Origin of the sequence: Thalassospira marina (assembly GCF_002844375.1) — a bacterium.
Taxonomy (GTDB): domain Bacteria; phylum Pseudomonadota; class Alphaproteobacteria; order Rhodospirillales; family Thalassospiraceae; genus Thalassospira; species Thalassospira marina.
The window spans coordinates 1,273,969-1,294,282 of sequence record NZ_CP024199.1 but is presented as its reverse complement, the minus strand read 5'-3'; the positions used below and the strand labels follow the sequence as shown (position 1 = coordinate 1,294,282).

Here is a 20,314-nt window from a genome sequence, read left to right as displayed (position 1 = left end):
AATTTCAGGCCGAAAGATGCAATGGCGGACGAAGCAAGCTTCGCCCGCCCTGGATTTTAGTAGTCTTCCTGCTCAAGCTCGACATTGAGACCGAGCGACCGGAGTTCCTTAACGAGAACGTTAAAGGATTCCGGAATACCGGCTTCAAAGGTGTCTTCGCCACGAACAATTGCTTCATAGACCTTGGTACGGCCAGAAACGTCGTCCGATTTGACAGTAAGCATTTCCTGCAGGGTGTAAGCTGCGCCGTAAGCTTCGAGCGCCCACACTTCCATTTCCCCGAAACGCTGGCCACCGAACTGTGCCTTACCACCCAGCGGCTGCTGGGTAACAAGCGAGTACGGGCCGATCGAACGGGCGTGGATCTTGTCGTCGACAAGGTGGTGCAGCTTCAGCATGTAGATGTAGCCGACTGTAACCTTGCGATGGAACTTCTCGCCGGTACGACCGTCATAGAGGTCAACCTGGCCAGAACCGTCAAGACCTGCCTTCTCGAGCATGCGGACCACATCGGGTTCACGTGCACCGTCAAAGACCGGCGTTGCCATCGGCACACCGCGACGCAGGTTGTTACCAAGCTCGATCACTTCACCGTCGCTCAATTCCTTGATGCCGGTGACATATGATTCGTCTTCGTAAACTTCGTTCAGCTTGCCGCGCAGATCTTCCATCGAGGTGCGTTCATCAAGAACACCGTCCACCATGTTACCGATCTGCTCACCAAGACCGCGCGAAGCCCAGCCAAGATGCGTTTCAAGAATCTGACCAACGTTCATACGCGACGGGACGCCAAGCGGGTTCAGAACGATGTCGACAGGCGTACCGTCTTCAAGGTGCGGCATGTCTTCCATCGGCATGATGCGCGACACGACACCCTTGTTACCATGACGGCCGGCCATCTTGTCGCCCGGCTGCATTTTACGCTTAACGGCAACAAAGACCTTGACCATCTTCATCACGCCCGGCGGCAGTTCGTCGCCAGCCTGAAGCTTGTCAACCTTGTCGTCGAAACGGGCCTGAAGAACCTTGATGGATTCTTCGAACTGTTTCTTCAGCGCTTCAATGTCAGACATGACATTGTCGTCGGCAACGGCAATCTGGCGCCACAAGCCACGGGCAACATTCGCCAGGTTGTCTTCGGTGATCACGCCAGCCAGGCTCTTCGGACCATCAACGATGGTCTGACCCAGCAGCAGATTCTTCAGACGGCCATAGAAGTTGCGTTCCAGGATCGAGCGTTCGTCGTCGCGGTCAAGCGCCAGACGTTCGATTTCCGAACGTTCAATCGCCAGAGCACGTTCGTCCTTGTCCACGCCACGGCGCGAGAAGACACGAACTTCAACAACGGTACCGAACTGTCCCGGCGGGACACGCAGCGAGGTATCGCGAACGTCCGAAGCTTTTTCACCGAAAATGGCGCGCAGAAGTTTTTCTTCCGGCGTCATCGGGCTTTCACCCTTCGGCGTCACCTTACCAACCAGAATGTCGCCCGGTTTGATTTCCGCACCGATATAGACAATCCCTGCCTCGTCGAGGTTTTTCAGGGCTTCTTCACCGACGTTCGGAATATCACGGGTGATTTCTTCCTGACCAAGCTTGGTGTCACGGGCCATGACTTCAAATTCCTCGATATGGATCGAGGTATAGACGTCATCACGCGCAATACGTTCGGACAGAAGGATGGAGTCTTCGAAGTTGTAACCGTTCCACGGCATAAACGCGACGAGCACGTTACGGCCAAGAGCGAGTTCACCCATATCGGTACAGGGACCATCGGAGATGATGTCGCCCTTCTGGACAACGTCGCCGACCTTCACCAGCGGCTTCTGGTTGATGCAGCTGCCCTGGTTCGAACGCTGGTATTTACGAAGGGTGTAAATATCAACGCCAGATTCAGAAGCGGCAATATCGCCAGTAGCACGGATCACCATACGGGTGGCGTCAACCGATTCAACAACACCGTCACGACGGGCAATCAGGGTTGCACCTGAATCGCGCGCCACCGGAACTTCCATACCGGTACCGACATACGGGGCTTCAGAGCGGATCAGCGGAACCGCCTGACGCTGCATGTTCGAGCCCATGAGAGCGCGGTTGGCGTCGTCGTTTTCAAGGAACGGAATCAGGGCCGAAGCCACAGAAACCAGCTGTTTCGGCGAAACGTCCATCAGGTCGATTTCTTCTTCGCGCGCCATCAGATGCTCACCCGCTTTACGGGTGTTGATCAGTTCGTTGGCGAAGCGGAAATCACCGGTCAGCGGTTCGTTAGCCTGGGCGATAACGTAACGCCCTTCTTCGATCGCTGAAAGGTAGACGACCTCGGCGGTCACGGTGCCGTCAACAACCTTACGATACGGGCTTTCGATAAAGCCGTACTGGTTGACACGGGCAAAGGTCGCCAGCGAGTTGATCAGACCAATGTTCGGACCTTCCGGGGTTTCAACCGGGCAGATACGACCATAGTGGGTCGGATGCACGTCACGGACTTCAAAGCCTGCGCGTTCACGGGTCAGACCGCCCGGCCCGAGAGCCGAGAGACGACGTTTGTGCGTAATTTCGGACAGCGGGTTGGTCTGGTCCATGAACTGCGAAAGCTGCGAAGAGCCAAAGAATTCACGAACAGCAGCAGCAACCGGCTTGGCGTTGATCAGGTCATGCGGCATGACGTTGTCGATCTCGACCGAGCTCATACGCTCGCGGATCGCACGCTCCATACGCAGCAGACCAACGCGGAACTGGTTTTCCATCAGTTCGCCAACAGAACGAACACGACGGTTGCCAAGATGGTCGATATCGTCGATTTCGCCACGACCGTCTTTCAGGTCGATCAGAACACGGACGACTTCGAGGATGTCTTCGCGACGCAGAACACGAACCGTATCCGGGCATTCCAGATTAAGGCGCGCATTCATCTTCACACGACCAACAGCAGACAGGTCGTAACGCTCGGCGTCGAAGAACAGGCCCTTGAACATGGCCTCGGCACCTTCGATCGTCGGCGGCTCACCCGGACGCATGACACGGTAAATGTCAACCAGGGCTTCTTCACGATTGCTGTTTTTATCAAGCGCAACGGTGTTACGCAGATAAGCACCGACATTGTTGTGGTCGATCAGCAGCAGACGAACGGAATCAACACCCCATTCCTTAAGCTGTTCAAACACACCTTCGGTCAGTTCGTGGCCGGCTTCGGCACGGATTTCACCGGTATCACCGTCGATCAGGTCTTCGGCCATGTACCAGCCATAAAGCTGTTCTTCCGGCACCATGATCTGGGTGACGCCCTGCTCGACGATTTTCGCCGCAGAACGTTTGGTGATCTTCGTACCGGCAGCAGCAACAACTTCACCACTATCGGCATCAAGAAGGTCGTTCAGAAGTTTCTGACCGATATAACGATCGGCGTTGAAATCGGTAACCCAGCCATTATTGGTCCGGCGGTATTCAGCCGAATCATAGTAATAGTTGAGGATTTCTTCCGGGGTCAGACCTTCGATTTCCGACGGATCGACAGAGCGACCTTCTTCGGCGCGCTGCGCACGAAGCTGCTCGGACTCTTCGTTTTCAAGCGCCATCAACAGGGTGGTTGCAGGCAGCTTGCGACGACGGTCGATACGAACATAAAGCACGTCCTTGGCATCGAATTCGAAATCGAGCCAGGAACCGCGATACGGAATGACGCGTGCGGAGAAAAGATATTTACCCGAGCTGTGGGTCTTGCCCTTGTCGTGGTCGAAGAATACGCCCGGCGAGCGGTGCATCTGCGAGACGATAACACGCTCGGTGCCGTTCACGATAAAGGTGCCGTGTTCGGTCATGAGCGGCATGTCGCCCATATACACGTCCTGTTCCTTAATATCGCGGATAGAACGTGCACCGGTGTCTTCGTCGATGTCCCAAACGACCAGACGCAGGGTAACGCGCAACGGCGCGGCAAAGGTCATGCCACGCTGGCCGCATTCCTCAACGTCGTATTTCGGCTGCTCCAGCTCGAAAGAGACGAATTCAAGAGTCGCTCGTTCCGAAAAGTCTTTAATCGGAAAGACGCTTTTGAAGACTTCCTGCAAGCCGGTATCGTCCCGCTGCTCACTCGGGATTCCGGTCTGCAAAAACTTCACGTAAGAATTCTTCTGAACCTCAATAAGGTTCGGGAGCGGAGCGACTTCGCTGATCCGTCCAAAGCTCTTGCGAATGCGCTTTCGACCAGTAAAGGACTTATCCATCATCGTTCCTTTAATCGCGCCTCCCCACACCGTCCGAACCCGTCGTCGATGTTGCAGACGCAAAAAATGCGTACAGCACAACGACGCCCGAGCCCCGTACGGGGCGGGCGTTACTTAAATATGACCGCGGATGTTATTTGACATCCAACATGAATAGAGATCACTGATCCCTCGGCTGTCGACGCCGCCAAAGATAACCTTTGGCAAAAACAGTCTTGCACTATGTATGATTAGCTTTGGCAGCGTCAACCGTTAAATTTCCCTTTCGCGTCCTGCGGCGTTCAAAAAAATTTCCCGCAAAGACGGATAGGTCGGCGTCCCCGGAAGGAACGCCGACCCAAACCTTGGCAATAGCCGTCGATTATTTGAGTTCGACGGTTGCGCCAGCTTCTTCAAGCTTTTTCTTGATTTCAGCAGCTTCGTCCTTAGCCACGCCTTCTTTGACCGGCTTCGGAGCGCCTTCGACCAGGTCTTTGGCTTCTTTCAGGCCAAGACCGGTGATTGCGCGAACTTCTTTAATGACGTTGATTTTCTTGTCGCCAGCAGATGCCAGGATAACGTCAAATTCGGTTTTTTCTTCTGCAGCTTCAGCAGCCGGACCAGCAGCAGCAGCAACAGCAACCGGAGCAGCGGCGGAAACGCCCCACTCTTCTTCGAGAAGCTTGGAAAGTTCAGCAGCTTCGATAACGGTGAGCTTGGAGAGCTCTTCGACGAGTGCCTTAAGATCGGCCATTTTGATAACTCCTAGGCTTAAACTTGGTAGTAATTAGGAAAAAAAGGGTTACGCGGCTTCGCCTTTTTCGGCATATGCCTTCAGCACCTGGGCGATCTGGGCCGCCGGCTTGGAAGTCAGCGTAGCGATACGCTGTGCCGGGGTCTGGATCATGCCAACCAGTTTTGCGCGCAGTTCGTCGATCGACGGCAGTTCTGCAAGGGCTTTAACACCCTGTTCATCGAGAACCTGTTCGCCGAGACCACCAGCAACGAGAACGAGTTTCTCGTTAGCTTTGGCAAAGTTAGCAGCAACTTTAGCGGCTGCGGCCGGGTCCGCCGAATAGGCGATCGCGGTCGGGCCAGTAAAGAAATCTGCCAGGTTAGCAAATTTGGTGCCTTCCAGAGCAAGTCGCGTAAGCCGGTTTTTGGTGACCTTGAAGCCCGCACCAGCTTGACGCATCTGCGCACGAAGAGCGGTAATTTCAGCGACAGTCAACCCTTTGTACTGGGTGATGATGACGCCTTCCGCACCTTCGAACACTTCGCGCATTTCTGCTACGAACTGTTGTTTATCATCGCGGTTCACAATCAGTCTCCGACATTTTGCTTTTTGCCCTGAACCCCTAAGGGTTCACAGACGTGACCAGTTCACAGGAACCGGCCGATTACGCCCGTCCGTTTGCCAGATGTTCAAGCCTTTGGAAAACCCCGAATACGGGAAATTCTAGAACCGGAACCTCTGCCTATGCAGGACATTAAGAGCAATCAGACATTGCCCACCTGCAGTCTGGGACAGACAGGTAGAGAGGGGTTAGCCCCCTCTCCGGCAACCGGCCCACCCGAAGGCAGACCGGAAACTCGAAATTAGTTGGTCGCGATATCCGAAACCGCAACCTTGACGCCAGCGCCCATGGTGGAGCTGACAGCAGCGCGCTTCAGGTACGTACCTTTTGCACCGGTCGGCTTCGCCTTGACGATCGCAGAAACGAACGCCTTGACGTTTTCAACCAGCTGCTCTTCGCTGAAAGATGCCTTGCCCACGCCAGCGTGAACCAGACCGTTCTTTTCAGCGCGGAACTGAACCTGACCAGCCTTTGCATCGGCAACGGCTTTGGCAACGTCCATGGTCACGGTGCCGAGTTTCGGGTTCGGCATCAGGCCGCGCGGGCCGAGAACCTTACCGAGACGACCGACAACAGCCATCATGTCCGGGGTAGCAATGACGCGATCGTAGTTCAGATCGCCGCCCTGCATTGCGGTCATCAGGTCTTCGGCGCCAACAGCGTCCGCACCAGCTTTCTGGGCTTCTTCTGCTTTGGCGTCTTTTGCGAAGACAGCGACGCGCATGGTTTTGCCAGTGCCGTGCGGCAGCGAGACAACACCACGAACCATCTGGTCGGCGTGACGCGGGTCAACACCCAGGTTCATCGCGATTTCAACGGTTTCGTCGAACTTTGCTTTTGCACCGTCTTTGACAAGCTTGATAGCAGCAGCAAGTTCATACTGTTTGTTACGGTCAATGCCCTCATAGGCCTGGGCAAGGCGCTTACCAGTCTTGGCCATCGTCTTACTCCACAACCTCGAGACCCATAGCACGGGCCGAACCTTCGATCATCGCCATTGCGCCTTTGATGTCGACCGCATTGAGGTCAGCCATCTTGGCATTTGCGATTTCTTCGACCTGGGCTTTGGTCACTTTACCGACAAAACCTTTGCCAGTGGTGCCCGAACCCTTGGCAATACCAGCTGCTTTACGCAGGAAGTAGGATGCCGGCGGGGTTTTGGTGACGAAGCTGAACGAACGGTCGCCATAAACGGTGATGACGACAGGAATCGGCATGCCGGGTTCCATCTGCTGGGTCGCAGCATTGAACGCCTTACAGAATTCCATGATGTTCACACCGCGCTGACCCAGGGCCGGGCCGACGGGCGGAGACGGGTTGGCTTTACCAGCAGCAATCTGCAGCTTGATATAGCCAGTAATCTTTTTGGCCATTGCACTTACCTCTTAAAGAAGCGCGCGGTCCGGCCATGGCTGGCCTCCCGCGCTCGATAAAACCGGTTACAAATTCATGCAATCCGGAAACTTTTTGAAAGATCGATCAGATCTTTTCGACCTGGGTATATTCCAGTTCGACCGGGGTAGAACGACCGAAGATCGAAACAGACACCTTCAGGCGTGCACGTTCTTCATCGACCCCTTCAACAACACCGGTAAAGGAAGCAAACGGACCATCGGAAACCCGGACTTCTTCGCCAACTTCAAAGCTGACGGTGGATTTCGGACGTTCAACGCCTTCCTGAACCTGATGCAGGATATGCTGTGCTTCCTTTTCGGAAATCGGCATCGGTTTACCACGGCTGCCAAGGAAGTCAGTGACCTTGGCGGTGTTTTTGACCAGATGCCAGCTTTCGTCAGTCAGCTGCATTTTCAGCAATACGTAACCCGGGAAGAACTTGCGCTCGGCATTGACTTTGCTGCCACGACGCATTTCCACGATTTCTTCGGTCGGGACCAGAACTTCTGCGATCTCGCCTTCCAGACCTTTTTTAATGGACTGTTCGCGGATCGACTGGGCGACCTTCTTTTCAAAACCGGAATGGACGTGCAGCACGTACCAGCGATGCTCAGCCATATCAGCCCCCGACACCAAAGATCAGCTTGACGCCCAGGGCAAGCAGCTGATCAACGACAAAGAAGAAAACAGACGCAAAAGCAACCATGATGAAAACCATCAGGGTTGATACGGTCGTTTCCTTGCGGGTCGGCCAGGAGACCTTGCGGGCTTCCTGACGAACCTGTTGTACGAATTGTGCCGGTGACGTTTTAGCCATTGTCGGGTGTGTACCGTTTCAAATGCTTATCAAATCAGGCCCGGAAAAAATGGCAGGAGCGGAGGGACTCGAACCCACGGCCCTCGGTTTTGGAGACCGATGCTCTACCAACTGAGCTACACTCCTATAATCACATCAGAAACAGTTGGTAATCAATTTTGTTTCTGACACATCCCCATCCGGGTGGTGGGGTGTGCGGGCGGCTTATATCCGCCCGCACATCAAAGATCAAGCATCTATTCGATGCAAAATCATAAATTATTCGATAATCTTGGCAACGACGCCCGCGCCGACGGTACGACCGCCTTCACGGATTGCGAAACGCAGACCTTCGTCCATCGCGATCGGCGCGATCAGGGTGGCGGTCATCTGAACGTTGTCGCCCGGCATCACCATTTCGGTGCCTTCCGGCAGCTCGATCGAACCGGTCACGTCAGTCGTACGGAAGTAGAACTGCGGACGGTAGTTCGAGAAGAACGGCGTGTGACGGCCACCTTCATCCTTCGTCAGGATGTAGGCTTCTGCCTGGAACTTGGTGTGCGGGTTGATCGAGCCAACATGTGCCAGAACCTGGCCACGTTCGACGTCTTCACGCTTCGTACCACGCAGCAGCGCGCCGATGTTGTCGCCAGCTTCGCCCTGGTCGAGCAGCTTGCGGAACATTTCAACGCCGGTAACGGTGGTTTTAACGGTTGCTTTGATGCCGACGATTTCGACTTCTTCACCAACCTTGACGATACCGGTTTCAACACGGCCGGTAACAACGGTACCACGACCCGAAATCGAGAACACGTCTTCGATCGGCATCAGGAACGGACGGTCTTTCGGACGATCCGGAGCCGGGATGTAATCGTCAACGGCTTTCATCAGCTCGAGAATCGCGTTCTTGCCGATTTCGTCATCACGACCTTCAAGTGCGGCAAGAGCCGAACCCTTGACGATCGGAATATCGTCGCCCGGGAAGTCGTAAGAAGACAGAAGTTCGCGGATTTCCATTTCGACGAGTTCGAGCAGCTCTTCGTCGTCAACCTGGTCAACCTTGTTCATGAACACGACCAGTGCCGGAACGCCAACCTGGCGTGCAAGCAGGATGTGCTCACGGGTCTGCGGCATGGGGCCGTCAGCAGCCGAAACAACGAGAATACCACCGTCCATCTGGGCAGCACCGGTGATCATGTTTTTCACATAGTCAGCGTGGCCCGGGCAGTCGACGTGCGCGTAGTGGCGGTTTTCGGTTTCATATTCGACGTGCGCGGTCGAGATCGTGATACCACGAGCTTTCTCTTCCGGTGCCTTGTCGATCATGCTGTAGTCCTGGAACGATGCACCGCCCTGCTCTGCAAGAACTTTGGTGATCGCTGCGGTCAGCGTGGTTTTACCGTGGTCAACGTGGCCGACGGTGCCAACGTTGACGTGCGGCTTTGTACGCGCAAACTTTTCCTTGGCCATTGCCCTCAGATCCTAATCCGAACCAAAAAAACACGTAAGAACCCACCGCACAAGCCGACGGGCCACTAAAATTCTGGAGCGGGTGAAGGGAATCGAACCCTCGTCGTAAGCTTGGAAGGCTTCTGCTCTACCATTGAGCTACACCCGCATATTTTTAACTGCGAGCTCTCGCGAGGGCGAGAGAAATGGTGGAGGGGGCAGGATTCGAACCTGCGTAGACTAAGTCGGCGGATTTACAGTCCGCTGCATTTGACCGCTCTGCCACCCCTCCACGGGGCTGAAACGCTGTTGGCTGTGAGGCCCGCCTCGTTTCGGCGAGGGAGGGAATACGTTGCGGGTGCCCTTCTTGTCAACAGCAAAAAAAGCACGAATTCGCATTTCCTTTCCTATATGCTGATTTCACCCGGTAAACCGGGCGAAACAAAGTGCATTCAAGTTCTTATGAGTTGGAGGTTTCCGCCACAATGGCGCGCCGCAGCAAAAACCGTTCGTTTTCCCGCCCTGCCGCTTCACCCGATGGGGCTATGCCCCCGCAGGACGCGGAAAATACCGAGGGCAATTCCCGTCGTGGTCGCGGGCGTGGCCGGGATTCAGGTGCCGGACGTGATTCGTCACGTCTGATTCTTTTTGGTCGCCACCCGGTAATGATGGCAATTGAAAACCCGCAACGTACGATTCACCGCATCTGGGCAACCGAAAATGTCCGCGATGAAATCAACTACGCCCTGCAACAGGCCGACCGCACCGATATTGCGGTTGATAATGCCGGTCGCGTCGATATCGACCAGATGTTGCCACCCGGTTCGGTGCATCAGGGCATGGCCATGCATTGCGCCCCCCTGAACCAGCCCGCTGTCGAAGACCTGGTAGCGGAATATCGCGATCAGGATTCGGCAACGGTCCTGATTCTTGACCAGGTGACCGACCCGCATAATGTGGGGGCGATTCTGCGCAGTGCTGCCGCCTTTGGCGCCAGTGCGGTGATTGTGCCCGACCGCAATGCGCCACAGGAATCGGGCGTGCTGGCAAAATCGGCCAGTGGGGCGCTTGAAGTCGTGCCCTATATCCATGCCGGTAACCTGGCCCGTGCGCTTGAGGCGCTTAAAACGGCGAATTTCTGGCTGGCCGGGATGGATGGTGAAGCCGAACAGACTCTGGCCGAAGCCAAACTGACCGGCAAAGTCGGGATTGTTATGGGTTCGGAAGGCGACGGATTACGGCGTTTGACACGGGAAAACTGTGATTTTCTGGTCAAACTGCCCATGACTGATCGCATTGAAAGCCTTAACGTTTCCAATGCCGCGGCAGTTGCCCTTTACGAGCTGTTCAGAAAGCAAGGCTGAGCCCCTACAAATTTACGGCGAATCGCTTGAAATAAAAGGATTTACCGCATCGCTGCGCGCGGGGAAAATTGGGATGAATCAGGGGCTTGCAATCCTGTTCAACCCGGACTATGTTCTCGCCGCTCGTGCCGGCATAGCTTTAATTGGTAGAGCAGCGGATTTGTAATCCGAAGGTTGGGAGTTCGAGTCTCTCTGCCGGCACCACAAAAAGAAAACCCCGCAAGCCTTATGGCTGCGGGGTTTTCTTTTGCCTGAATTTGGCAGATCGCGGTTACTTGCGACCGGCGGCTTTCAGGATCAGATCGGCAATTTCCTGCGGGTGGGACACCATCGAAAGATGACCGGCATCAAGCGTAATGGTTTGTGCGCCCATACGTTTTGCCAAAAAGGCTTCGAATTCCGGCGAGATGGTTTTGTCTTCGGCCGAGACGGCATAAAAGACCGGCTTCGACTTCCATGCGGTATCGGTTGTACGTTCGCCAAACAGGCTGGCTGCCGTGGGCTGCTGCACGGCGTAATAGACGCGGGCTTCGTCTTTATCGATGCCATTGGCGAAATATTTCAAAAAGGCATCCTCCGATACCTTGGTGAAACCATCGAATTTCTCGACTCCGGCACGCACCGGGGTATCGGGAAATGTCTTTTGCAGAGCGACGAAATCCTCACCCGCCTCAGGGGCACGGGCCGCCACATAAACCAGCGCCGAAACATTTTTGGCATTGCCAACATCGCTGATGGCCGTGCCGCTCCAGGAATGGCCGGCAAGAACGGTTGGGCCATCCTGCTGGGCCAGGGCGCGACGCACATCTTCGTCCGAATCCTTAAGCGAAGTCAGGCGGTTTTGCACCGCAGTTACATGCAGGCCGGCCTTTTGCAGAATCGGAATAACCTTTGCCCAGCTTGATCCATCGGCCCAGGCACCATGCACAAGCACCACGTTTTTCGCCTGGATGCTGGCAGGTTTGATCATATCCACCGCGGATTGCGCCAGGGCCGAACCCGAGGTGAAGGCAAGAACGGCAAGGGTTGCGGCGACTTTGACAAGGTTCGATTTCATTTTATATCCTTACGCTTATAAAATTGCCTCGCATGAGGCTTCCATAAGGTTGTTCGGACCGGCCGGTGAAAATGAAACATGGTGCCTGATCACGCCGCTTCACGAAAAAGCGAGCCCCTTGCCCGGCGACAAGCAGGAATGATCTTTTGACAGCAAGCCAGCAACAGCGTTGGGAAAGCGCAATGCGCGCAGAGAGGCAGGGCGATGCCAAAGCCTATGGGCAGATGCTGGCCGAAATTGCGCAAAGCCTGCGCACCGGTATTCCCGGCAGGTTGCGCCGGTTAGGCCTTGATCCACAGGAAACCGAGGATGTGGTGCAGGAAATTCTGATCGGGCTGCATGACAAGCGCCACACATGGGATGAAGAACGCCCGTTTAAGCCGTGGCTGTCAGGCATTGTGCATTACAAACTGGTCGACGCCGTAAGGCGCACATCGCGCGAACGCGCATACAAGGCCAATGTCAGCCTGGATGAACTGGCCGAAATTATCGGCACATCATCAGACCCCAGCCGGGCGATGGATGTTGAAAGGAAACTGGCCGATCTGCCATCGCAACAGCAAGACGTGGTAAATGCCCTTGCCATAGAAGGCGATACCGTCCGGCAGGCCGCAAAGAAGCTTAACCGCAGTGAAGCATCCATCCGGGTGACATTTAACCGCGCGCTGGCACGGCTTTTTGATACAGCACGGTCGGGCAAAGGATAGGGAAACAGGGAATGAGCACGCTTAAAACCGATGACCTTATCAACAGCCTTGCCAGCCAGGCCGGGACCGCAAATGGCCCCTCGCCGCGCAAATTGCACAGCGCGCTTGCTGGCAGTGCGCTGGCGGGTCTGATCACGGCGGTGATGATCATTCTGGTCCTTGTTGGCCCCCGGATCGATCTGATTGCGATGAATACGGCACCGGCAACCTTTTTTAAGGTGATTACCATGCTCGCAGCCGGTATTGCCGCATTCAAAACCCTGCGGGAACTGGCAATTGCCGGTGGCAATGCACCATCCTGGCTGATTTTTGTGCCAATATTGGTGATCATCGCGGTTCGGATCATCACCGATCAATCGGGTAGTTCCTGGCTGGGCGCAGCCCCCCTGGCGGCCCCCATCTGTGTTGCCACCATCATTGTGGCGTCCCTGCCCGCGCTGGGATTGGTGATGTATTTTTTACGCAAAGGTGCGACCGTTCACCCCGGTAAAACAGGCGCCTTCGCCGGTATGCTGGCTGGTGCGCTGGCTGCGATGGCCTATGCCATTGCATGTCGCAATGATGCCGGCCTGTTTTTGCTGATCTGGTATCCGATTGCGGTTGGAATCGTTACAGCCCTTGGTGCAGCCATCGGTCGGCGGATGCTGGCCTGGTAGGCAGCACTGTATCCCGTTCCCACGGCGCAACAGCAACGAATGGCTACCAAAATTGGCGAATTAGCAGGATTCGCGACTTAACCAGCCAGAAGTTTGCCGCCGAAAATAATGAACATCGCACCAAGCACGCCTTCGATGGTGCGTTGGGCACGCCGGTAAACCCGCATGACGGCGGGCGTGGAAAAAAACCAGGCCAGGGCCAGATGCCAGCAAAACGAAATTGTCGTTGTGCCCACAACAATGGCCACCGCCACCCATGCAGGCGCATCGGGACGCAAAACAATCGACATAACAGACAGCCAGAACAAAGCCGCCTTCGGATTCCCGGCCTGAACCAAAAGACCGCGGCGGATGTAACGCCAGAAGGGACGGTCAGGATTCGCGATCAGATTGGCGGGGGTTTCGGTTACCGGGCGGTTGCGCCGCAGGGCAGCCCGCAATGATTTATACCCCAGAAACACAAGATAGGCCCCACCAGCCCAGCGCAGGATCAGCGCAACATCAGCCGAAGCCGCAAGAATAGCGGTTAGACCCAGCATCGTCATGCTTGACCAGCACAGCGTGCCGCAACCGACACCCAGTGCAAGCCCCAGCCCGGCGCGGCGAGACACCGTCATTGCTGTTCCCGTCACGGCCAGAAAATTTGGCCCCGGCGATAAAACCGCCAGCATGAAAATGGCATAGGCCGTCAAAAGGTAGGGAACATATTCCATGTCGATGATCCGGGATTATGGGATGGGGAAACGCAAGTGACTTATGGGGTGGAAGAATATCGGGGTATCGGAACGCAAAAGCCAAAACAGCCCGACAACGACAATAACAGCAAACGATCACAACAGCGCTGGCACATATTCAAGGCGCGTTTTAACGGCGCCCTGTTGCGATGCCGGTTCATGTACGTTGCTCGTTCATGGCGCACGTTGCCATTTTACGACGATGGCAACCTGGCCGAACATGCCTGTCAGACTGGAATGGCTTAAAACAATTCAAAACACCGGAAGGAGTCGATGACAACAGAAATTATTTCTGCACGGCAAACCCATCGCGCGCCCAGGATTGCACACCGCCCTTGAGCGTCATCACCTTGCAATCAAGATGGGGCAATGCGGCATTGGCCGCCCCGAAGGAGCGTTGCCCGATGGCACAGACAAAGACGATGTCACAGTCCATTTCATCGGTCTGATCGATCAGGGAGGACATATCAAGATCGCCAAGCGGAATATTGATCGCCCCCGGTACGGTGCCACCAGCAAATTCTTCGGGCTGGCGAACATCGACCAGTAATGCACTTTTTTCCTGCAAAATCCGGTTCAGGGCCGCGCTGTCAATAAAATATACAGAATTTTCTGACATTGTTTCCTTTCATGACCTGCTTGCATCAGGCACACTATCTGGTGGTGGGACAGTATCGGCGATGCCGTTTTTACATGTAGGCAGCCCGTCACCAATTTGTGAACGGTTATTCCAATAAAACCGGCCGGAACACACTGAAATTTTTAAAGAAGACATTGCGCAGCCGCAATGCAGTAACCACGTTCAATAGTAGTAGCGTAGCCTTTCATCCAGTCGCCCTGCACTTGCCCGGGGGCACTTTTTCAACGGAAAATTTCATTTCCGTCGCCCAGCAAGCCGATCGCGGACTTTGCGGATGAAGATTTCGACAGACTGGCACAATTGCAGTCTGCCCTTCTGGGTCTAATCGACGCCATTTTTGCTTTTTGCCGTGCTTTGACACCCGAGGTGTCACTTTTTCACAAAGCTGTTCCGGGGACCTGTTCGCCCGACATCCCCGCATGGACCAAAAACAATTGGTGCGCACCAAAAGCCGTGCCCGAAACATCCGACCGGGAGAGTTGCCACAAGACCGGACCACCCAGCGAGAAAAGACGTGCGATAATTTTGGAAAGGAGACCGCGCCATGGCTGAAGACCAGGATATCTTCGAGCTATATGCGGAAGGCTATGACGGAAAACGGGAAACCGAACTGACCATACGCGACTATCTGAATTTATGTCGCGATGATCCATCGGCCTATTCGTCGGCGGCCGAACGCATGATCAAGGCCATCGGAGAACCGGAACTGATCGACACATCGACCGATCCCCGCCTTGGCCGAATCTTTCTGAACCGTACGATCAAGCGATATCCAGCCTTTGACGACTTTTTTGGCATGGAAGAAACCATTGAACGGATTGTCGGTTTCTTCAAATATGCCGCACAGGGGCTGGAAGAACGAAAACAGGTTCTTTACCTGTTGGGTCCGGTTGGCGGCGGTAAAAGCTCGCTTGCCGAACGGTTAAAAGAACTGATGGAACAGGAACCCATTTATGTTCTGAAGGCAGGCGATGACATAAGCCCCGTTTTTGAAAGCCCGCTTGGCCTGTTTAACCCGGCAAAAATGGGCGATGCCATCCAGGATAAATACGGCATTCCCAAACGCCGCCTGACCGGCCTGATGTCGCCCTGGGCGGTAAAACGGCTGGATGAATTTGAAGGCGATCTTTCAAAATTCTCGGTCGTCAAACTGCTGCCATCGCGCCTGCGCCAGATCGCGATTGCCAAAACCGAACCCGGTGACGAAAACAACCAGGATATTTCATCGCTTGTGGGTAAGGTTGATATCCGCAAGCTGGAATATTTCAGCCAGAATGACCCAGACGCCTATTCCTATTCCGGCGGGTTGAACCGCGCCAACCAGGGCATGCTTGAATTTGTTGAAATGTTCAAGGCCCCGATCAAGATGCTGCATCCGTTGCTGACCGCAACGCAGGAAAGTAACTATATCGGCACGGAGAACCTGGGTGCCATCCCCTTCCAGGGCATGATCCTGGCCCATTCCAACGAGGCAGAATGGCAAAGCTTCAAGGCCAATAAAAACAACGAAGCCTTTATTGACCGTATCAGCGTGATCAAGGTGCCCTATTGCCTGCGCGTCACCGAAGAAACCAGCATTTACGACAAACTGTTGCAGGGCTCGGAACTGGAACAGGGCTCGTGTGCGCCCGGCACCCTTAAAATGCTGGCACAGTTTTCCATCCTGTCGCGCCTGCAGGAGCATGAAAATTCCAACCTGTTTTCCAAAATGCGCGTTTATGACGGCGAAACGCTGAAGGATGTCGACCCGAAAGCGCGTTCGATGCAGGAATACCGCGATTCTGCCAGCGTTGATGAAGGCATGGATGGCATTTCAACACGCTTTGCCTTCAAGGTTCTTTCCGAAACGTTCAACCACGACACCCACGAGGTTGCCGCCGACCCGGTACATCTGATGTATGTGCTTGAACAGGCGATCCGACGTGAACAATACCCGGAAGAACGCGAAAAGGATTATATGGAGTTCATCAAGGCGGAACTTGCCCCCCGCTATGCCGAGTTTATCGGTGCGGAAATCCAGAAGGCGTATCTGGAAAGCTATTCCGACTATGGTCAGAACCTGTTTGACCGCTATGTCGCCTATGCCGACGCCTGGATCGAAGACCAGGATTTCAAAGACCCTGATACCGGACAGCTGCTGGACCGCAAGATTATCGACCAGGAGCTTTCCAAGGTCGAAAAACCGGCCGGCATTGCCAACCCCAAGGATTTCCGTAACGAGGTCGTTAAATTTGCCCTGCGCGCACGCGCCAACAACAAAGGCAAAAACCCCGCCTGGACATCGTATGAAAAGCTGCGTGACGTGATTGAAAAACGCATGTTCAGCCAGGTGGAAGACCTGTTGCCGGTTATTTCTTTCGGGTCGAAAAAAGATGGCGATACCGAAAAGAAGCATAACGAGTTCGTCAAACGCATGATCGAACGTGGCTATACCGAACGTCAAACCCGCCGACTGGTGGAATGGTATATGCGCGTCAACAAGGCGGGCTGATAAGCCCCATGCTGGCCCCGCCGGGTGGCGATGTTCCCCTTTCGCTGCCCGGCGCCGGGTTCAGGGGGTTAACCCTGGTTCCTGCGTTTCAAGGATAGACTGCCCATGTTCCATATCATCGATCGCCGCAAAAATCCGAAAGGCAAAAGCCTTGGCAACCGTCAGCGATTTATGCGCCGCGCAAAGGCGCAGATCAAAAAGGCGGTTGAGGATTCGATCAAAACACGCGGCATTACCGATATCGACAATGGCGACCAGATCACGATTCCCGGCAAAACCCTGCGCGAACCGGGGTTTCATCATTCCGGCCGTGGGGGTGATCGCAATTATGTTTTACCGGGCAACAAAAAATTCGTGCCCGGCGACCGCATCGCCCGGCCCAATGGCGGTGATGCCGGTGCGGGTGGTTCGCAGGCCAGCCCGGATGGCGACGGCGAAGACGAATTCCAGTTCGTACTGACACGCGATGAATTTCTCGACATTTTTTTCGAGGATCTGGAGCTTCCCGACCTTTTGAAAAAAAGCCTGAAACAAACCACCGCCTTTCGCACTGCGCGGGCAGGATATTCGGTGGAAGGCAGCCCGGCGAACCTGAACCTTGTGCGCACCATGCGCAATTCACTGGCCCGACGGATTGGTTTGCGCCGCCCCAAAACCAGCGATATCCGCGCGCTTGAGGAAAAAATTGCCGCACTGGTGGCGGAAAATGAAGGCGATATCACCCCCACCCAAAAACGGGCCAATGACGCAACCCTGAAACTGTTGCAGGCGGAGCTGGATGAAGCCAAACGGCGCAGCAAGGCCATTGCCTTTATCGACCCTATCGATACCCGCTTTAACCAGTACCGGCAAATCCCCGATCCCAATACACAGGCGGTAATGTTTTGCCTGATGGATGTTTCAGGGTCGATGTCCGAACAGATGAAAGAACTGGCGAAACGGTTTTTCATGCTGCTGCACATGTTTTTGCATCGGCGTTACGAACATGTCGAAGTAGTGTTCATCCGCCATACATCGCGCGCATCCGAGGTGGACGAAGAAACGTTTTTCTATTCGCGCGAAACCGGCGGCACCATTGTTTCCACCGCATTGGAGGAAATGAAGCGAATCCTTGCTGACCGTTACCCTGTCGATCAGTGGAACATTTATGCCGCCCAGGCATCGGATGGCGATAACTATTCCAACGATGGGGCAAAATGCACCGCCCTTCTGGCCGAAGACCTTTTGCCGAAATGCCAGTATTACGCCTATATCGAAATCACGGACGAGCGTGAAGCCGAGATATTTTCATCCGCCGAAGGGGAAACCGCACTATGGAAGGCCTATGCCCCGTTGGTTCATGGGCGCAATGGCCGCTTTGCCCTGAAACGGGTGACGAAGGCTGCCGATATTTTCCCGGTATTTCGTGAACTGTTTGCCAAAAACAAGGCGGAGGCACGGATATGACAGCGCCCAAAACAAAACCCGGCCTGCTGTTTGATGGCGCGGACTGGGATTTCAACAGCCTGAAAGCCACCTATGACGCGATTGAAGATATCGCGATCAATGAAATGGGGCTTGATGTTTATCCCAACCAGATCGAGGTGATCACATCCGAACAGATGCTTGATGCCTATTCATCAATTGGCATGCCCTTGATGTATCATCACTGGTCGTTTGGCAAACGCTTCGTGCGCGATGATGCCATGTATCGCAAGGGCTATCAGGGGCTGGCCTACGAAATTGTCATCAACTCAAACCCCTGCATTTCCTATGTGATGGAAGAAAACACCATTGGCATGCAAACGCTGGTGATGGCACATGCAGCCTTTGGGCATAACCATTTTTTTAAAAACAATTATCTGTTCAAACAATGGACCGATGCGGAAGGCATTTTGGATTATCTGCAATTTGCCAAACGCTATATCGCCAAATGCGAGGACCGGTTTGGGTTTGATGCCGTTGAACGCATTCTCGATGCCGCCCATGCCCTGATGGATCACGGCGTAAACCGATATTCCCACCCGGAAAAACCCAACCTGGCTGTCGAGCTGGAGCGTGAACGCGAGCGCGCCAAATACGAAGACGAAACCTATAACGATTTGTGGCGCACCCTGCCGCAAAGCGATGATGGCCCCGAAGACCTTGATGACCAGAACCGTCGCCAGCGCCAGGAACAGCGCCGGGCGCAATTTGGCCTGCCCGAAGAAAACCTTTTATATTTTCTGGAAAAAAACGCCCCTGCCCTGCAAGCGTGGGAACGCGAGATTTTGCGCATCGTGCGGAATATCGGCCAGTATTTTTACCCGCAAAAACAAACCAAGGTCATGAATGAGGGCTGTGCCTGCTATGTGCATTACCACATCATGAACCGCCTCTATGACAAGGGCCTGATTTCCGAAGGCGCGATCATGGAATTTATCGATTCGCATTCCAAGGTCGTTTTTCAGCCCGAATATGATGACCGGCGCTATTCCGGTTTTAACCCCTATGCGCTGGGTTTTGCCATGATGCAGGATATCCACCGCATTTGTGTACTGCCCACCGAAGAAGACAAAAAATGGTTCCCCGACATTGCCGGTAATAACGACCCGTTCGCCACACTGCGCGAAGCATGGGCGCATTACCGCGATGAAAGCTTTATCCTGCAGTTTTTATCACCCAAGGTGATGCGCGACATGCGCATGTTCATGATTGATGACCGGTCATCTTCCCCGCATCTGGAGGTTGGCGCGATCCATGATGACAATGGGTATCGCAATGTGCGCCGGGCGCTGGCACGTATGCATGACCTGTCCGTGCGTGAACCCGACCTGCAGGTGGTTGATGTTGATTTGCGCGGCAATCGCCAGCTTTACATCGCCCATACCCAGCATGATGGCATCCGCCTTGATAAGGCCGAGGCCGAACTGACCCTGGGCTATATCGGCCAGCTTTGGGGATATGGCGTTACCCTGCAGGCGATTGACAATGACACCGGCGAAATCCTGAGCGAAACGCATTACACGCCCGAAGACCTTGTTAGCGCCTGATCGTCGGCTTCGCCCTGCCTTTTATGTTCAATCCCCCAGAGGCCGCCAAGTATGTGCAAAGGCGGCCTTTGGCGTGCAAGGCAATTAAGGCCGGGCTGAATGCGAAAGGATCATCTACTTCATCGCAAAACCGAAACGAAAAGGTGGTGGCTACAGGCACGAAAACCGCCGTTTTGCAGCATCCCGCCGCTTTAATCTGCACATGCAGTTTTATTATTCCGGATGAAAAATGATCTTTTTAGACTCAATGATCTGATCCTGATTGCGGCATTTTCCAAACCCGATGTGCCCTTTTCATGCCCGCGCACCAGAAATGATCACAGCCCCCTTGTTGCAGCGTCCTGACTGATTTGCTTGCCTCTCCGCGCCCAAATTCTTGCTTTATCGCCAAAGGTTGCCCCCTGCATGAAGTAGCTGGGCGATAAAACACGCCCCCTTTTTGCAAAGGCGTCTG

The 20,314-nt window shown here is 54.5% G+C and carries 18 protein-coding genes and 4 tRNA genes; 8 read left to right on the top strand and 14 right to left on the bottom strand.

Annotation, left to right across the window (positions count from 1 at the left end):
- Positions 1–56: 56 nt before the first annotated feature.
- The 11 genes from rpoB to CSC3H3_RS05745 form a co-directional block, all read right to left on the bottom strand.
- Positions 57–4,223 carry a DNA-directed RNA polymerase subunit beta gene (rpoB, locus tag CSC3H3_RS05795; protein ID WP_101271771.1) on the bottom strand — a complete coding sequence of 1,389 codons (4,167 nt, stop codon included), beginning with the start codon at positions 4,221–4,223 and terminating at the stop codon, positions 57–59.
- Between the two features lie 361 nt (positions 4,224–4,584).
- Complete coding sequence (gene rplL / locus CSC3H3_RS05790) at positions 4,585–4,956, bottom strand: 50S ribosomal protein L7/L12 (RefSeq protein ID WP_073957446.1); 372 nt, start codon at positions 4,954–4,956, stop codon at positions 4,585–4,587.
- Between the two features lie 48 nt (positions 4,957–5,004).
- Complete coding sequence (gene rplJ / locus CSC3H3_RS05785) at positions 5,005–5,523, bottom strand: 50S ribosomal protein L10 (RefSeq protein ID WP_101271769.1); 519 nt, start codon at positions 5,521–5,523, stop codon at positions 5,005–5,007.
- Positions 5,524–5,801: 278 nt separating this feature from the next.
- The gene (gene rplA / locus CSC3H3_RS05780) at positions 5,802–6,500 is read right to left on the bottom strand and encodes a 50S ribosomal protein L1 (RefSeq protein WP_101271767.1); all 699 of its coding nucleotides are present in this window, start codon (positions 6,498–6,500) and stop codon (positions 5,802–5,804) included.
- Between the two features lie 4 nt (positions 6,501–6,504).
- Positions 6,505–6,933 carry a 50S ribosomal protein L11 gene (gene rplK / locus CSC3H3_RS05775; RefSeq protein ID WP_101271765.1) on the bottom strand — a complete coding sequence of 143 codons (429 nt, stop codon included), beginning with the start codon at positions 6,931–6,933 and terminating at the stop codon, positions 6,505–6,507.
- 106 nt (positions 6,934–7,039) lie between these two features.
- Positions 7,040–7,573 (bottom strand): transcription termination/antitermination protein NusG, encoded by a 534-nt coding sequence (nusG, locus tag CSC3H3_RS05770; RefSeq protein ID WP_101271763.1) that lies wholly within the window; start codon positions 7,571–7,573, stop codon positions 7,040–7,042.
- Position 7,574: 1 nt separating this feature from the next.
- Entirely contained in the window at positions 7,575–7,772 is a 198-nt protein-coding gene (gene secE, locus CSC3H3_RS05765; protein WP_101271762.1) for a preprotein translocase subunit SecE, read from the bottom strand.
- Between the two features lie 50 nt (positions 7,773–7,822).
- Positions 7,823–7,898, bottom strand: a tRNA-Trp gene (locus CSC3H3_RS05760).
- Positions 7,899–8,030: 132 nt separating this feature from the next.
- Entirely contained in the window at positions 8,031–9,221 is a 1,191-nt protein-coding gene (gene tuf, locus CSC3H3_RS05755; RefSeq protein ID WP_101284269.1) for an elongation factor Tu, read from the bottom strand.
- A 74-nt stretch (positions 9,222–9,295) separates the two neighbouring features.
- Positions 9,296–9,369 (bottom strand) — tRNA-Gly (locus CSC3H3_RS05750).
- Positions 9,370–9,407: 38 nt separating this feature from the next.
- A tRNA-Tyr gene (locus tag CSC3H3_RS05745) sits at positions 9,408–9,492 on the bottom strand.
- Between the two features lie 193 nt (positions 9,493–9,685).
- On the opposite strand from CSC3H3_RS05745, the gene rlmB reads away from it, so the two are divergent.
- Both rlmB and CSC3H3_RS05735 read left to right on the top strand, forming a co-directional pair.
- Positions 9,686–10,564: a 23S rRNA (guanosine(2251)-2'-O)-methyltransferase RlmB gene (rlmB, locus tag CSC3H3_RS05740; protein ID WP_101264180.1), complete on the top strand. Its 879-nt coding sequence runs from the start codon at positions 9,686–9,688 to the stop codon at positions 10,562–10,564.
- 127 nt (positions 10,565–10,691) lie between these two features.
- Positions 10,692–10,768: transfer RNA gene (locus CSC3H3_RS05735), tRNA-Thr, on the top strand.
- Between the two features lie 67 nt (positions 10,769–10,835).
- Here the strand turns inward: CSC3H3_RS05735 and CSC3H3_RS05730 are convergent.
- A complete protein-coding gene (locus CSC3H3_RS05730; protein WP_101284268.1) occupies positions 10,836–11,621 on the bottom strand; it encodes an alpha/beta fold hydrolase in 786 nt (261 codons plus the stop codon).
- A gap of 182 nt (positions 11,622–11,803) precedes the next feature.
- Between CSC3H3_RS05730 and CSC3H3_RS05725 the strand changes: the two genes are divergently transcribed.
- On the top strand, positions 11,804–12,328 hold the full coding sequence (locus CSC3H3_RS05725; protein WP_157831846.1) for a sigma-70 family RNA polymerase sigma factor: 525 nt from the start codon (positions 11,804–11,806) through the stop codon (positions 12,326–12,328).
- Between the two features lie 11 nt (positions 12,329–12,339).
- Complete coding sequence (locus tag CSC3H3_RS05720) at positions 12,340–12,984, top strand: NrsF family protein (protein ID WP_101284266.1); 645 nt, start codon at positions 12,340–12,342, stop codon at positions 12,982–12,984.
- Positions 12,985–13,061: 77 nt separating this feature from the next.
- On the opposite strand, the gene CSC3H3_RS05715 is transcribed toward CSC3H3_RS05720, so the two are convergent.
- Positions 13,062–13,697, bottom strand: coding sequence for a LysE family translocator (locus tag CSC3H3_RS05715; protein ID WP_101264177.1), 636 nt, complete (start codon positions 13,695–13,697; stop codon positions 13,062–13,064).
- Between the two features lie 36 nt (positions 13,698–13,733).
- Between CSC3H3_RS05715 and CSC3H3_RS24370 the strand changes: the two genes are divergently transcribed.
- Positions 13,734–13,964, top strand: a complete 231-nt coding sequence (locus tag CSC3H3_RS24370) for a hypothetical protein (protein ID WP_157831845.1) — start codon at positions 13,734–13,736, stop codon at positions 13,962–13,964.
- A gap of 40 nt (positions 13,965–14,004) precedes the next feature.
- Here CSC3H3_RS24370 and CSC3H3_RS05710 read toward each other — a convergent pair whose 3' ends face one another.
- Positions 14,005–14,337: a rhodanese-like domain-containing protein gene (locus tag CSC3H3_RS05710; RefSeq protein ID WP_101284265.1), complete on the bottom strand. Its 333-nt coding sequence runs from the start codon at positions 14,335–14,337 to the stop codon at positions 14,005–14,007.
- A gap of 565 nt (positions 14,338–14,902) precedes the next feature.
- On the opposite strand from CSC3H3_RS05710, the gene CSC3H3_RS05705 reads away from it, so the two are divergent.
- The 3 genes from CSC3H3_RS05705 (at position 14,903) to CSC3H3_RS05695 (ending at position 19,860) form a co-directional block, all read left to right on the top strand.
- A complete protein-coding gene (locus tag CSC3H3_RS05705; protein ID WP_101284264.1) occupies positions 14,903–16,849 on the top strand; it encodes a PrkA family serine protein kinase in 1,947 nt (648 codons plus the stop codon).
- A 105-nt stretch (positions 16,850–16,954) separates the two neighbouring features.
- Positions 16,955–18,295 (top strand): YeaH/YhbH family protein, encoded by a 1,341-nt coding sequence (locus CSC3H3_RS05700; protein WP_101284263.1) that lies wholly within the window; start codon positions 16,955–16,957, stop codon positions 18,293–18,295.
- Positions 18,292–19,860 (top strand): SpoVR family protein, encoded by a 1,569-nt coding sequence (locus tag CSC3H3_RS05695; RefSeq protein ID WP_101284262.1) that lies wholly within the window; start codon positions 18,292–18,294, stop codon positions 19,858–19,860. The genes CSC3H3_RS05700 and CSC3H3_RS05695 overlap by 4 nt, the downstream gene beginning before the upstream one ends.
- Positions 19,861–20,314: the final 454 nt, after the last annotated feature.